The 13323-nt window shown below is 51.3% G+C and carries 13 protein-coding genes; 3 read left to right on the top strand and 10 right to left on the bottom strand.

Annotated features, from left to right (window positions below):
* Positions 1 to 42 precede the first annotated feature (42 nt).
* The 7 genes from JOD20_RS12335 to JOD20_RS12305 all read right to left on the bottom strand — a co-directional run bounded on the left by JOD20_RS12335 (position 43) and on the right by JOD20_RS12305 (position 8522).
* Positions 43 to 2109 carry a proprotein convertase P-domain-containing protein gene (locus tag JOD20_RS12335; protein ID WP_204755548.1) on the bottom strand — a complete coding sequence of 689 codons (2067 nt, stop codon included), beginning with the start codon at positions 2107 to 2109 and terminating at the stop codon, positions 43 to 45.
* A gap of 47 nt (positions 2110 to 2156) precedes the next feature.
* Positions 2157 to 2762 carry a deoxynucleoside kinase gene (locus tag JOD20_RS12330; RefSeq protein ID WP_204755547.1) on the bottom strand — a complete coding sequence of 202 codons (606 nt, stop codon included), beginning with the start codon at positions 2760 to 2762 and terminating at the stop codon, positions 2157 to 2159.
* 230 nt (positions 2763 to 2992) lie between these two features.
* Positions 2993 to 3883, bottom strand: a complete 891-nt coding sequence (locus tag JOD20_RS12325; RefSeq protein ID WP_204755546.1) for an aldo/keto reductase — start codon at positions 3881 to 3883, stop codon at positions 2993 to 2995.
* Between the two features lie 46 nt (positions 3884 to 3929).
* Entirely contained in the window at positions 3930 to 4289 is a 360-nt protein-coding gene (locus JOD20_RS12320; RefSeq protein ID WP_204755545.1) for a 2Fe-2S iron-sulfur cluster-binding protein, read from the bottom strand.
* A 50-nt stretch (positions 4290 to 4339) separates the two neighbouring features.
* Positions 4340 to 5350 carry a DUF4938 domain-containing protein gene (locus JOD20_RS12315; RefSeq protein ID WP_204755544.1) on the bottom strand — a complete coding sequence of 337 codons (1011 nt, stop codon included), beginning with the start codon at positions 5348 to 5350 and terminating at the stop codon, positions 4340 to 4342.
* A 52-nt stretch (positions 5351 to 5402) separates the two neighbouring features.
* The gene (locus JOD20_RS12310) at positions 5403 to 6437 is read right to left on the bottom strand and encodes a zinc-binding dehydrogenase (RefSeq protein ID WP_204755543.1); all 1035 of its coding nucleotides are present in this window, start codon (positions 6435 to 6437) and stop codon (positions 5403 to 5405) included.
* A gap of 198 nt (positions 6438 to 6635) precedes the next feature.
* Positions 6636 to 8522 (bottom strand): ABC transporter ATP-binding protein, encoded by a 1887-nt coding sequence (locus JOD20_RS12305; protein ID WP_204755542.1) that lies wholly within the window; start codon positions 8520 to 8522, stop codon positions 6636 to 6638.
* A gap of 140 nt (positions 8523 to 8662) precedes the next feature.
* On the opposite strand from JOD20_RS12305, the gene JOD20_RS12300 reads away from it, so the two are divergent.
* The 3 genes from JOD20_RS12300 to JOD20_RS12295 all read left to right on the top strand — a co-directional run bounded on the left by JOD20_RS12300 (position 8663) and on the right by JOD20_RS12295 (position 11069).
* Positions 8663 to 9370: a zinc metallopeptidase gene (locus JOD20_RS12300; protein WP_204755541.1), complete on the top strand. Its 708-nt coding sequence runs from the start codon at positions 8663 to 8665 to the stop codon at positions 9368 to 9370.
* 50 nt (positions 9371 to 9420) lie between these two features.
* On the top strand, positions 9421 to 9543 hold the full coding sequence (locus JOD20_RS26725) for a hypothetical protein (RefSeq protein WP_269083554.1): 123 nt from the start codon (positions 9421 to 9423) through the stop codon (positions 9541 to 9543).
* A gap of 104 nt (positions 9544 to 9647) precedes the next feature.
* A complete protein-coding gene (locus JOD20_RS12295; protein WP_204755540.1) occupies positions 9648 to 11069 on the top strand; it encodes a protein kinase domain-containing protein in 1422 nt (473 codons plus the stop codon).
* A 274-nt stretch (positions 11070 to 11343) separates the two neighbouring features.
* Here JOD20_RS12295 and JOD20_RS12290 read toward each other — a convergent pair whose 3' ends face one another.
* From JOD20_RS12290 to JOD20_RS12280, 3 genes are all read right to left on the bottom strand, one after another.
* Complete coding sequence (locus JOD20_RS12290) at positions 11344 to 12450, bottom strand: NADH-dependent flavin oxidoreductase (RefSeq protein WP_204755539.1); 1107 nt, start codon at positions 12448 to 12450, stop codon at positions 11344 to 11346.
* A 147-nt stretch (positions 12451 to 12597) separates the two neighbouring features.
* On the bottom strand, positions 12598 to 12825 hold the full coding sequence (locus tag JOD20_RS12285; protein WP_204755538.1) for a hypothetical protein: 228 nt from the start codon (positions 12823 to 12825) through the stop codon (positions 12598 to 12600).
* Between the two features lie 12 nt (positions 12826 to 12837).
* Complete coding sequence (locus JOD20_RS12280; RefSeq protein ID WP_204755537.1) at positions 12838 to 13065, bottom strand: DUF6504 family protein; 228 nt, start codon at positions 13063 to 13065, stop codon at positions 12838 to 12840.
* Positions 13066 to 13323: the final 258 nt, after the last annotated feature.

Below are 13323 nucleotides of genomic sequence, written 5' to 3'. Positions count from 1 at the left end.
CCAGTCGGGTATCCCCCAAACTGGAGCAGCGGTCAAGCAATTTTAGTAATTTTCGAGCACGAGCGGCAGATGGATGTAGAAGCGCGCTGGGTCAATCGTTGGGCTAGCGCTTGGGGTTGGCGTGAGGCTTGGGGTTACGATGGGCGTTGCGCTTGGGGTTGGCGTAACGCTTGCCGTTGGGGTGATTGTTGGCGTAATTAAGCCAGCAGCAATACAACCAGTAATTTCCACATCATCAATTGAGATGCCCGCATAATTATCGTATGAATCGCTGCCAAAATCCCATTTCAGCTGCAGTGTCGTTCCTGCATTGCTGCTAATATCATGGCGTTGCAAACTCCAACCGGTGCTTTGCTCCAGCGTTTGGGTTGGGCTGTTAACCTGCGTTCGCATCTCGGCGCTGCGATGTTCGAACAAGGGTGAAAAGTCGGTGAAAGGCGCTGATGTTTTGCTTACGACATAAAAATCATTCAGGCTATTGCCAAGTTGATAGCGTTGATACCAACTGGCATAAATTGGCCCGCTGACGTTGGTAAGATCAATACTGGGCGAGTTCAATTCCATGCGTGTGCTATTGGGGTAATTGCCAGTTAAGTTGGTGTTCCAGCTGTTTTCACCGCTATAGTTGCCTGCAATTGGTGGGCTATTGCGATTGCCCCAAACCCATGAGTAATCATTATCGTCAGCGCTGAAGCCGCCGTTATTGGCCTCAAATTGGCTGCTATAAATCACGCTCCGCGCTTTGCCAGTTGGGCAATCGGCGGGAGCTGGCATGCCACAAATTCGCAGACCCCAGCTATTGAGCGTGCCACCATTGCCGTCAGCAGTATCATAAATTGTCAGCGTCCATTGGCCTTGCGCTTGTTGGCCTGCAAACCAATCGAGGCTGAAATTGGACTCTGGGGAAAAATGTACGCCGTTCAAATTGTGATAGCTGCCTAAAGCCAAGGCTGCTTGCTGATCGATCACGAGATCGACATTAGGGCGCTGAGCGCTGCCAATATCGGTAAAGAGCGCAACCACGTTGCCATCAGGCGCGGTCAAGGTTACATCCAATTCCGACATCAAGCTATGCTCTAAATCAAGCAGCACATCAATATCGGCAATATTGGCTGCTTGCGCAACCGTTATGCTCGATTGCAGGACCGATCGATTGGGGCCAATTGCTTGAGCTGCTTGGCTGGTAACGGTTTGACAGTTGACCTGGGTTATTGCTGGGATAATCAGAACTTGGGCCAGATAGCTGGCTTGAGGGCCAACAGCAACCGTCGATCCAATGCTAATTTCATAGCTGCCTGCATCCTTAACGGTCATCACATTGGCTTCTGCATTCGGTGAGACAGTGTTGGCATCATTGGCTTCGAATGTGGCATCTTCCCAGCTAAATCGCAGAAACCCGTTCCAGGTTGTGCCATCACGCTCAGGGTCAAAATCAACTGTGGTGAAAACTGTATCGCCAGCATTGAGATTAAACTGGTAGCGATCAAGATCGTTGCTGGCTGAAAGCACACCACTGATGCTAGCTTGGGTTGTAATGGCTTGAGCAACTTCATCGTTGGGTTCTTGCTCGCTCACGGTTGTGCTCAAAACCCGCACATACAGATCGTAGGGGTAGATGGTGGTGGTGGGAGTGCCACCTGCAACGCTGATATAGTAGCTGCCTGTGGTCGTTATTGATTGCGAGCTAATGACCGATGAGCCATTGGTATGCACGCCATCGCTCAAATCGGTTTCGATGAGCGTCAGTGTAGGGTCAAGATTGTTGCCATTCGAGGCGAATAAACTGAGCGTTGTGTCGCCAGAAGCGATACTGGCACGTGTAATGGTTGCTAAGGCCACTCGTTGGCCAGCAGTCAAATCAATTTTAAAATAATCAATATCGTCTTGCTGAATCGAGCCACGCACGATTGTATTACTGCCAATCAAGGCATTCGCATTGAATGGGAAGTCATTCGATTCTTGCTCTTGAATTCGGGCAAAGCCCTGAGGAACTGACGTTTGATCAGCTGTTTGGGGCTGGGCTTGGGCCACATACCTAGGGGTTTGAATCGCTTTACCAACGGTGATCATGAACAAAAGCGCAATGATCACACCAACACGAACACGCATAAAACCTCCTGAGATTCACATCTAGACTCACAAAACCTATCGCGTCATTATATACTCAATAGGCTCAGAATAGTTTCAATCAATTGGTGTTGCTGTTGCGGGTTGGGTAAGTGATTGCTGCTCCAATCGAGGGTTAATAGCGGAGTCGTAATCGTTGCAGTCCACTGCTCAAGCAAGGCCTCAAGTTGCGCTAAATCGGCGCGTTGGGCAATTTCTAGCGGGCGATTGCGTTGCTGATAGCGTTGAATAATGACTTCTAGCGGTGCTTCAAGGCTGATGATCAGATCTGGCTGACCTAGGCCGGCGCGTAGTTCGTGATAGAGCCGTTCGCAGAGCGCAAATTCAGCACCCGTTAAGTAGCCTTGCTGCTGAAAATGCTTGCTAAAAATCCAAAAATCTTCATCAAGGCCACCGTCTTGCACCCCAATGCCTGGCTGAGCACGAATTGCCCGCTCTTGTTCAGCCCGCAATAAGAGGTAATCGAATTGGTTGGCGAGGGCATAGCGTTGGAGGTTTTGGGCAAATAGTTGTTGAAATGGTCGTTCGGCGTGGCTCTCGAGGGCCGCAAAAAAGCGCTGATCGCTACACAGCAGATTGGTGAGGGTAGTTTTGCCAATGCCCGCGTTGCCTACAATCGTAATTAATTTGCCCATGATGTTGTCCTTGATTGTTGATTGACGTGTTGCTTTTGTACCCGAAAGCGGCCAAAGTTGCAACTGCAAACAACATCAGGGCAAATTCCCACGCTGCGAACTCTAAAAATCACACATCTACGCTCAAGGCGATTGTGGCAGGCTGGCCAAGTGCTGCCTATAGACGAAAAGTCCCAAATTGTTGCTTTTTTAGCGCAGCAAGCACCAACGTCGTGATGCTTGCTGGCTGATTAGATTTGGCCAACCCAGCCGCGATCATGGGCTTGAAATTGGCTGGTGAGGTAGTGATAGAGTTGTGGTTCTAGCGGGCCTTGGTTCAAAAGATCTAAATTGTGTTGCATATGCGCAAGTTTGCGCGAGCCAACAATGCAGCTATGTACGCCTGGCGTGTAGGCCGTAAAGCGCAGCGCAATGCCTAAGAGTTGCTCAGGGTCAAGATCAAGCTGCATGGCTTGCAGGCGCTCCCAATAGACTTCTGCATAATCGCCAACTGGCCGCTGTTCAAAGCGCCATGCAACATTGGCAACTGGGCGTTTGGCAATCACGCCAAGCTGGTGTTGCTGGGCTTGCGGCAAAATCTGGCCAATCACTCGTTGATCGGCAAGGTTCACCGAGCATTCAATTGCCCCAAAATGGCCAGCTTGCACCGCCCATTCCAAGGGTGCGTTATCGCCTGAGTAGGCTGCGACTCGCACTTTGCCTGCTTGCACGGCCCGATCTAAGGCTTCGATAACCTCGCCTGCGCGCAAGGTTTCGAGTGGGCAGGAATGAAAATGCACAATATCAAGATAATCGGTCTGCATTTGGCGCAACGCTGCATCAATGCCCGCTGTGATAATTGGACTCGTCCAATCGTCGTAGCCCTCGATGCCATAGCCAATTTTGGTCGAAAGCACAAACTCATGGCGACGTTGATGCAGATGCCGCCCGATACGCTGCTCGGAAAGGCCATAGCCCCGCGCTGTATCGATTAAGTTAATCCCGAGATCGAGCACGCCATTCAGGAGTGTGCCAACCTCTGATTCAGTTAATTCGTTGCCGCCAATATGGCCTGCGCCAAACCCAAGGGCCGAAACCTGCAAGCCAGTTGCGCCAAATTCGCGCAGCGATCCACCATTCATTCAGTTCCTATTCAACCAAGCATCTCAACGTGGAGATGCTTGGTGCTTAAAGCGGGCGTTCGAGCCATTCAGGCTCTGGAGTAATGCTATCTGCTGGGCGTGGGCCAGGGTCGGGCAAGCCCGAATCGCTTAATGTCATCAAGGGCTGAAGCTGCATATCAGCTTCGCAGCTAATTTGGCAGGCCAAACGCACGCCAGTTAATTTGGCCTCGGCCAATTTAAACGATTCTGCCTTGGTGATTGTGCTTGGCTCTCCCGCCTGAAACTCAACCCGACAGGTTGTACAGCGGGCGTTGCCGCCACAGCGGTGCAAAATATCAATGCCATGATCTTCTAGGGCGTTGACCAAACGGCTGCCACTTGCTACCTCGAATGGCGCTTGTGAACCAACAGTGATCTGGGGCATGCTCCACCTCCTAGAATAATGATCGGTTAATTGCCTAAACTGGCGTTACTCTATCGATCAAGTGCGCCAGTATCGAGCAATTGTTGCAATTGATTGACCACCAATCCCAACAATGGTTGTTGAATGCTGGCTGGTTCTTGGGTGCGCTGAAGTTGCACAACTGGGGCCGCAGTGCGCCGCGCCAAGCCAGCAGTGCGCTGATCATCGGCCAACAAAATGGTGTTCCCAAGCTCATCGGCGGTTAGGGCTGGCAAGCCTGCTGCCAAGGCTTGTTCTTCAGGCAAGTCGCTAATGCCCAACACAACCCCAATTGTACAGCGGTTAAAGGCTAAACCACGCTCAACGACATCTGCTTGATCCAAGGCAACAACGAATAACTCGGCATCTGGTTGAACCAACGCTTGGCGCACGCTGGCATAATCGCCTTTGGCAATATGCACGACGTTTTGCCAACCAGCAGCGGTTAATCCTTGGGTAATCTGTTCAGCTGCCAATGCTGCTCCAAGCCCGCCAATTGCAATCAAGGGCACGCTGCGAATTTGCTCCCATGGTGGGTTGACCGCAAGTCCAAGGCTAAGTTGGGCTGGATCAAAGCGCCAGCCACCGCTGCCTGTGCCTAGCTGCAACATGCCATCGCCAACCGGCAAGACTGGAATCACCCGACCTTGGGCTTCGGCACGCAATTGCAGCAATGGCAACACTGGGTCGATGCGCATGCGTTGGCGGCGCAAGTCGAAGAGCGCATCATCGTGGCTCCAATCTTCATTTTGGCGTTCGGCAGCCAGAATATCGTCAACTGCATGCTGCAAACTTGCTGCGCCAAGTTGTGGATGATTGCAAGTAAAACTCAGGCTTAATTGCCATGTTTGCTCGTCACGTGGCTCGATTTTCATACGCAAATAGCCGATGATCAAGCCAACTGCTTGGGCCCAGGTTTTGAGTTGGCGACCGAGTTCATCGCGGAGATCGTGGCTGACCTGCAAGCTTGCCGCTACTCCAGCTTGGGGATAGTAAATATTTGGGCCTTCTAAAACGCGAACATGGTCGATTGTGATTGACATGAATTAATTGCTCCCAGCCTTCGTGGCACATCTGCTGCGATTGGGCTATCGCTTAGGGAATGGCGATGACGACTTTACCAAATTGCTCTGCTGATTCAAGGTAGGCTTGGGCCGCTCGAATCTCGCTCAGTGGAAACACTTTATCGACCAATGGCGCAAAGCGGCGTTCCCAAAATACTAAGCGCATAATGGTGTTAAATTCACGATTATTGGCCATTGTTGAGCCAATTAGGTTAAATTGTCGCCAGAAAAGTTTGCGAATATCGATATTGACAATTGGGCCAGTAGTTGCGCCATAGGTTACAACCGTGCCACCTTTGGCGACGCTGCGCAATGAGCTTTCCCACGTCGCTGCGCCAACATTTTCTAATACTACGTCAACGCCACGCTTTTTGGTTTGTTGCCAAATTTCGCGGCCCCAATCGCCATCTGATCGTACCACGTAATCGGCCCCAAGTTCTTTGGCCCGCGCCAGTTTTTCGGCTGAGCGCGAAGCTGCATAAACGGTTGCCCCAGCATAGCGGGCAATTTGAATTGCCGCACTGGCCACGCCGCCACCAGCCCCCAAAATCAAGACACTTTGGCCAGCCCGCAGTTGCGCTTGGCCGATCAAGGCCCGCCATGCCGTCATCCAGACAAGCGGCACTGCTGCTGCTTGTTCAAACGAATAATCAGCAGGAATCGCATACAAATTGCGGGCTGGCACGGCGATATATTGGGCGAAGCCACCAGTTTGGTGCTCGCCAAGTACGCCATAGCTATCGCACAAGGTTTCTTCGCCAGCGATGCAAAATTCGCAATGCCCGCACCAGATATTGGGATTAATAATTACGCGCTGGCCTTCATTCCAGCCAGTTACGCCCTCGCCCACCGCTGCAATTTCGCCAGCAATATCACAGCCGCCGATATGCGGCATGCTTAGTTTTAGGCCGGGCAAGCCTTCGCGCACAAACAAATCAAGGTGATTAAGCGCGGCAGCGCGGATGCGGACTAGAACTTCATCTGGGCCAGCCACCGGCTCCGCCAAATCGCCATATTCGAGCACTTCCAGCCCACCATGTTGGCGAAAAAATCCTGCCTTCATCATACCGTCCAAGCCTCCTTGCTCAAAACAATGGCTATAGTGTAAAGGATGTTGGCGCGTTTTGATCCACGAAGAGCACGAAGGCTTGAAACCGCGAAGATCGCGAAGATGGGCTTTTGGCTATGGGCTATTGGCTATAGGCTTTTCTGCTTCTATGCACGTTCCGATAGCCCAAAGCCTGATCCTTTAACCCTAGCCCCTTCATCCTTCATCCCTTACTAATTCTTCGCGCTCTTTGAATTGGGTATGATAGAGCTGAGCGTACAGCCCTGCTTGGGCCAGCAACTCGCTATGGGTGCCGCGTTCGAGCACTCGGCCTTGATCGACGACCAAAATCAAATCTGCTGCCAGAATTGTCGAAAGCCGGTGGGCAATCACAATGCTGGTGCGATCTTTGAGCAATGGTTGTAAGGCTGCTTGAATTAATGCCTCTGAGCGCGAATCAAGCGCCGAGGTCGCCTCGTCGAGCACTAAAATACGTGGGTTTTTGAGAATAACCCGCGCAATCGCGATGCGTTGTTTTTCGCCGCCAGAGAAGCGATAGCCTCGTTCGCCAACCACAGTATCGTAGCCATTTGGTAGGCTCATGATCAAATCGTGAATGTTGGCGGCGCGACAGGCTGCTTCTAACTCTGCATCAGTTGCATCGGGCTTGGCATAGCGCAAATTAACCCGTAAACTCTCGTGAAACAAGAAGGTTTCTTGGGTAACCATGCCAATTGCTTGGCCAAGGCTATCCAAATCCAATTCACGCACATCAACGCCATCAATCAACACCCGACCACGACTAGCATCATACAAGCGCGGCAGCAAATAGGTTAGGCTGGTTTTGCCCGCCCCAGAAGGCCCTACCAAGGCGACCAATTGGCCTGGCTTGGCAGTAAAATCAATGTCTTCCAAGGCCCATTCGCGGGTGGCAATTGGGCTGATGAGGGTGGTTTCTTGGCCATTGCGTGGGCTAAGCATCGGATCATCATCAGCTTGATAGCGAAACCAGACATGCTCAAATTGAACTTCGCCGCGAAGCGTCTCTAGCATTTTGGGTTGAGCTGGATCTAAAATTTCCTGCGGCAAATCGAGAATTTCAAACACCCGCTCGAATGACACCAGCGACGAAGCTAATTCAACTCTGGTGTTGACCAAGGTTGAAATTGCGCCATACAAGCCAGGCAAATACAAGGCCAAGGCAATAATATCGCCGGTGCTAAAACTATTTGAGGTAATCGCCAGATAGCCGCCAAACCAATAGACCGAGGTTACGCCAACTGCGCTGACCAAACCAACCATCACAAAAAACGAGCGCATCACCAACGAGGTGCGAATGCCAAGATCGCGCACTTCGCCTGCATGCTGGCTAAATTTGGCCACCTCGTCGTTGCGCCGCCCAAAAATCTTGACCAGCAACGCGCCGCTGACATTCAAGGTTTCGCCCATTAATGCGTTCATATCGCTGTTGGCTTGCATTTGCGAGCGGGTTAATGTGCGGACAATTTTGCCAACTCGCCGCGCTGGCAGCATAAATAATGGCAATACGAGCAACGCTAATAAGGTTAAACGCCACTCAATCGTCAACATAATAAATAGGGTAATGCTGACCGTGATGATATTGGTGATCAACGTAATCAACGTGCCAGTAACCGCCCGTTGCGAGCCAACCACATCGTTATTGAGCCGCGAAACCAATTCGCCCGATTTGGTGCTGGTGAAAAAGCGCAGGCTCATGCGTTGCATATGGTTATACAAAGCGCGGCGCAGATCAAAAATAATTCCCTCGCCAACCAGCGCTGAATTGCGCCGTTGCCAAATATCCAGCAAACCGCCGATCAAGGGAATTGCGACCAAGCCGACGGCAACGAGATTGAGCCGCCCAAGATTGCGCTGCGGAATCGCCACGTCAATCAAATGGCGCACCAACAACGGCGTAATCCGATCCAACAACGTACTGATGAAAATTGTAAACAAGACCACAATGATGCCGCTGCGATAGGGTCTGGCATAACCCCATACACGCTGCAACAACATGCGGCTGATGGTGGGTTGTTCGTCGTCGTTCGCGCGAACAAACCCTCGCCAGCCTCCACCATTCATGGAAACTCCTTCGATAGTGTTTGAGTGTGCATTATTAATGTCATGCTAACACGCCTAGGCCCAGAGCTTGCTATACTTAAGGTTAGAATTTTCTGTCCATACGGACAGGAACATTGACAAGCATCCTCTGGAGGATACCGATGATCTTCGACCCGATGTATTTCATTTTCGCCATTCCTGGCATGCTGTTTGCTTTTTGGGCGCAGTGGTATGTGAAATCAACATTTAGCAAATATGCGAATGTTGGCAACATGCACCGTATGAATGGCTTCGATGTGGCCCAACGTTTGATGAGCGCCGAAGGTCTTAACTATGTGCGGGTAAATCAAGTTGCTGGCCAACTTACCGACTTTTACAATCCCGCCGATAAATCGATTAATCTCTCGCAATCGTCGGTTACGCCATCGGTTGCCGCAATGGCAGTTGTTGCTCACGAGTTGGGCCACGCCTTGCAAGATCGCGAAGGCTACACGATGTTGCGTTTGCGTAGCTCGATTGTGGGCATCGCCAACATTGGCAGTAGCATTGGCACGTGGCTGGTGATGGGTGGCTTGATGTTTGGTGCTGCTTCACGCAGTGGCGGCTTCGGCTTCACCATGGCCTTGATTGGCTTGGTCTTGTTTGCTGGCGCGGTGCTGTTTACCTTGGTAACTTTGCCGGTCGAATTCAATGCTTCAAGCCGAGCCAAAAAAATGTTGATCGCCAATGGCTTGGTTAGCCCCCAAGACCAAGCTGCGGTTTCTAAGGTTTTGAATGCTGCTGCTTGGACATACGTTGCTGCTGCGGCGCAATCAATTTTGACCTTTGCCTACTTTGCATTTCGGGTTTTTGGCGGTCGCCGCGACTAAGAATGTTATACTAGCGCCTAGCACCGTTTTGATATAGGAGGAATAATTCAATGGATGATGATTTGAAGCGTCGGGTTGTCTATGGTTTGTTAAGTTTGGCGTTGGGGACGTTGGCCACCCGTTTGGCCTTGTACATCACCAACAAAATCTTGGGCGAGCCAGAAACAATCTAAGCTGCTCCGAATAATTGGCAATGAGAGGCGTAATCCTACGCCTCTTTCTTATTTAAGCCTGCTATAATCGCTGCAAGATTGGCGCATAAATGAAGGATGCTGCAATGAATCAAACCTTGGCAAATCGCTACCAATTGTTGGCAACGCTTGGGCAAGGTGGCATGGCGACGGTTTATCGCGCCCATGATTTGCTGCTCAAGCGCGATGTGGCCTTGAAGGTCTTGCGGCCTGAGTACGCCAATAATCCAAGCCTGAGCCAGCAATTTAGCGCCGAAGCCCAAACGGCGGCGCAATTGAGCCACGCGCATATTGCCCGCATTTTTGATGTTGGCCACGATCCAAGCGTGGGGCCGTTTTTTGTTCAAGAGCTGATCGATGGCCAAAGCCTTGATCAAATGTTGCCTGTGGCCGCGCCCCAAGCCTTGGTTTGGACGCGCGAAATTGGCTTAGCCTTGGCGGCAATTCATCAACAAGGCTATGTGCATTGCGATGTCAAGCCGCAAAATATTAAAATTAATCAAGCTGGGCAGGCGATTTTGCTGGATTTTGGCATCGTGCAGCCAATTGGCACAACCAACCACGATCAAGTGTATGGCACGCCCCAATATATCGCGCCAGAACGGGCTGAAGGCGGCGCAACGACCGCCGCCAGCGATATTTATGCCTTGGGCATTATGCTGTATGAGCTGTTAACTGGCCGCGTGCCACTTGATGGCGATTCGGCCTGGGCGATTGTTCAGCGTCATTTGAATGAAGGTGTGCCTGCACTGCGCCAAGCGTTGCCCGGCACCGCCACTGCCATCGAACAGCTGATCAAGCGGGCGACTGAGCGCGAACCAAGCAAGCGTTTTGCTTCGGCTCAAGACTTGGCAGGCGAGATTGAGAGCATTCAACAGGGCGCAAATTCGGCGACGATTGCCATGCCAGTGCGCCAACGCTCGACCGTATCGATTCATAATATGGAAACGACTGCTGTGCGTGTGCCACCAAAAACCGCTGCTTTGGTTCAGTCGCAAGTACAACCAACCCCAACCAAAGCCTTGATTGCCATGCCCAAACCAGCGGCTAAAAAGCAAATTGGCCTAACCCTAGCAGCGCTAGCATTTGTGGCCGCAATAGCTGTGGCCTTTGCCAAATTAAGCGGCAATGCCGAACAACCGAGCACAACTGGCAATCCTGTGGCCGAGGCAACTGCCACGCTTGCGCCGGTGGCCGAAGCAACCGCAACCGTTGCGCTCGAAGCGACCCAAGCGCCAGAGCCAACCGCTGCCAGCGAGCAAGCGCCAAGCATGCCCAATTTTGTTGGCCTCAAACGTGGCGAGGCCGAGCAACAAGCCCGCAACTTGGGGCTAAGCATTAATTTTATTGAGCAACCAAACGATCAAGCCAAAGATCGCATTCTGAGCCAAGAGCCAGCGGTCGGCAGCCCAATTGCCGCCAATAGCCAAATCAATTTGGTCATCGGAGTCAAAGAGGCCAAAAAGCCCAAAGGCCCAGGCAATGGCAATGGCAAAGACGATGATTAGAGCATAGAGCAAAGAACATAGAACATAGAACATAGAACAAGGCAGAAGGCAAAAATCAAAATCAAAACAAAGAGGATAGAAATTGGAGGTCGGGTTTTGGAGATTAGGCTATTTAACGCAGAGGCGCAGAGCAGAGGAAGGATGAGGGATGAGGGATGAAGGATGAAACCACGAAGAACGCGAAGTGATGGTGAACGATTTTAATCATCATTGACTAAACACGTTAATCTCTAGCCCTTCGTGTTCTTCGTGCTCTTCGTGGTTAACAATCTCGTTATTCGGCGGCGATTTTCACCCAACCAGCGCGTTGAATGATGCTTTCATACAATGGGCGTGGCAACGTGCAAATAATATCGCCATCTTTGGCGGGCAAGGCTTGGCGCAAATCAGTGCGGCCTGCTTTGACCTTATTTGGCCAATCTGGCTCCCACAGTGCTACCCGACCAAGCGCAACCAATTCAGCGCCATCTTGCAATGGCAATTCTGCTTGCTCCACCGTTTCGATGCCACCAACCGCCATCAAGGGCACGCGACCAGCCAATTTCTCAATGACCAACGGGCTGAGGCGTTGGGTTGATTGTGGATCGCGCATTGAGCCAGCAGCATAATTGCCCAATGAAATGTGCAAATAATCCAAGCGGCAGTCGGCTAAACGATCAACCAACACCAAGGTATCGTCAAAGGTGATGCCTGGATTTTCAATTTCTTCAGGCGAGAAGCGATAGCCCACAATAAACGTATCGCCGACGGCTGCGCGTACAGCTTTGGCCAACGTCACTGGATAGCGCAAGCGGCGTTCCAAATCGCCACCCCACTCGTCGTCGCGGCGGTTTGAATGCGGCGAGAAGAATTGTTGAATTAGATAGGTGTTTGCGCCGTGGATTTCCACGCCATCAAAGCCTGCAACCGCAGCCCGTTTGGCCGCAGCAGCAAAATCAGCGATGCTCTTTTCGACTTCGGCGGCAGTCATGGCCCGTGGCTCGAGGTAGCCTTGGCGTTCGGCAGCAACGGCTGAGGCTGAGCGTGGAGCTGGCTCGCGCAGTACCTTGGGGTCGGCCATGCGCCCACCATCGTGAATTTGCAAAATTGCGATTGCGCCTTCGGCTTTGATTACGCTCGCTGCTTTACGTAATGAATCGAGCTTGTCGTCGTTATCACAGCCCCATTGGTTGATAAATGCTTGGCCATCGCGATCAACATAACAAGCGGCGGTAATAACCGTGCCAAAGCCACCAGCAGCGCGGCGTTGCAATAAGGCGACTTCGCCGGGGCTAATCTGGCCTTCTGGCGTGCCAGAATAGGTGGTCATCGGGGCAAGAACGAGGCGATTGGGCAGGGTAACGCCACTAACAGGCAGCGTATATGGCTCGAACAATGACATAAAATCCTCGTGACACAATATATCGAATTACGCATATGTGCGTATCCCAATATATTGTGCCACAAGTCGATTTTTAAAACGGGCAAGCTAGAGGAGAATTAACACAAATCTTACAGATGGGGAATTGGGCAATCTGCTTCCGGCAACCTACGAGCTAGCAACGATACCTTCGATGCCAACCCAAAAGTTATCTTTGCGGACATACGAGCGTGAAACGACGCGCACGCCCTCAACATCTTCGTTAAAAATCTGAGTAGCGTTAACGAGCACGACATTTGGACGTTCGCCAAAACGATCTTCATAGGCAAAGATGGCTTCGGCAATTTTGAACCGCAGTTCTTTCCGCGGATGATCATCAAACCAAGCTAAATACACGATCGGCCTCCTCTAGCGTTCAACGCACCACGCATTTAAGCGTACATCTTGAAAAATGTTGTAAACCTGATTGTTGGTGCAGCGCACCCGAAAATAGTGGCGTGGCGGGCGTGCCCAACGGGCCTCTCTGCTCCACACGCGTTCAATTCTCGCGACCTGATGGCTAATTCCACGCCATAAAAAGGCCATCGGCAAATAATTATGGCGTTTGTGGGTTAATAGAATAGGCTCAATCTGCATCTCGGTTACCCTTCGTGTTGTACTCAATTCGTGACAATGCTCCAAGCATCGCGGCTGGTAAAAAGCCTTGCATAGGGCTTGAAAAGCCCGCAAACGAGGGTGCGCACCGTGGATTACAAGCAGCAGCTTGGAGAATCTGTGTTTTTGAGTATACACGAACACATGTTCTATGTCAATTAAATTGAGCCTAAACCTCCAATTATTGGTCATGCCTAGATTGATCAAGGATCAAGCATTCAAAAATCAATCCATGCCAGT

Origin of the sequence: Herpetosiphon giganteus, assembly GCF_016907925.1 — a bacterium.
Taxonomy (GTDB): domain Bacteria; phylum Chloroflexota; class Chloroflexia; order Chloroflexales; family Herpetosiphonaceae; genus Herpetosiphon; species Herpetosiphon giganteus.
This window is presented reverse-complemented; position numbering and strand designations above follow the sequence as displayed.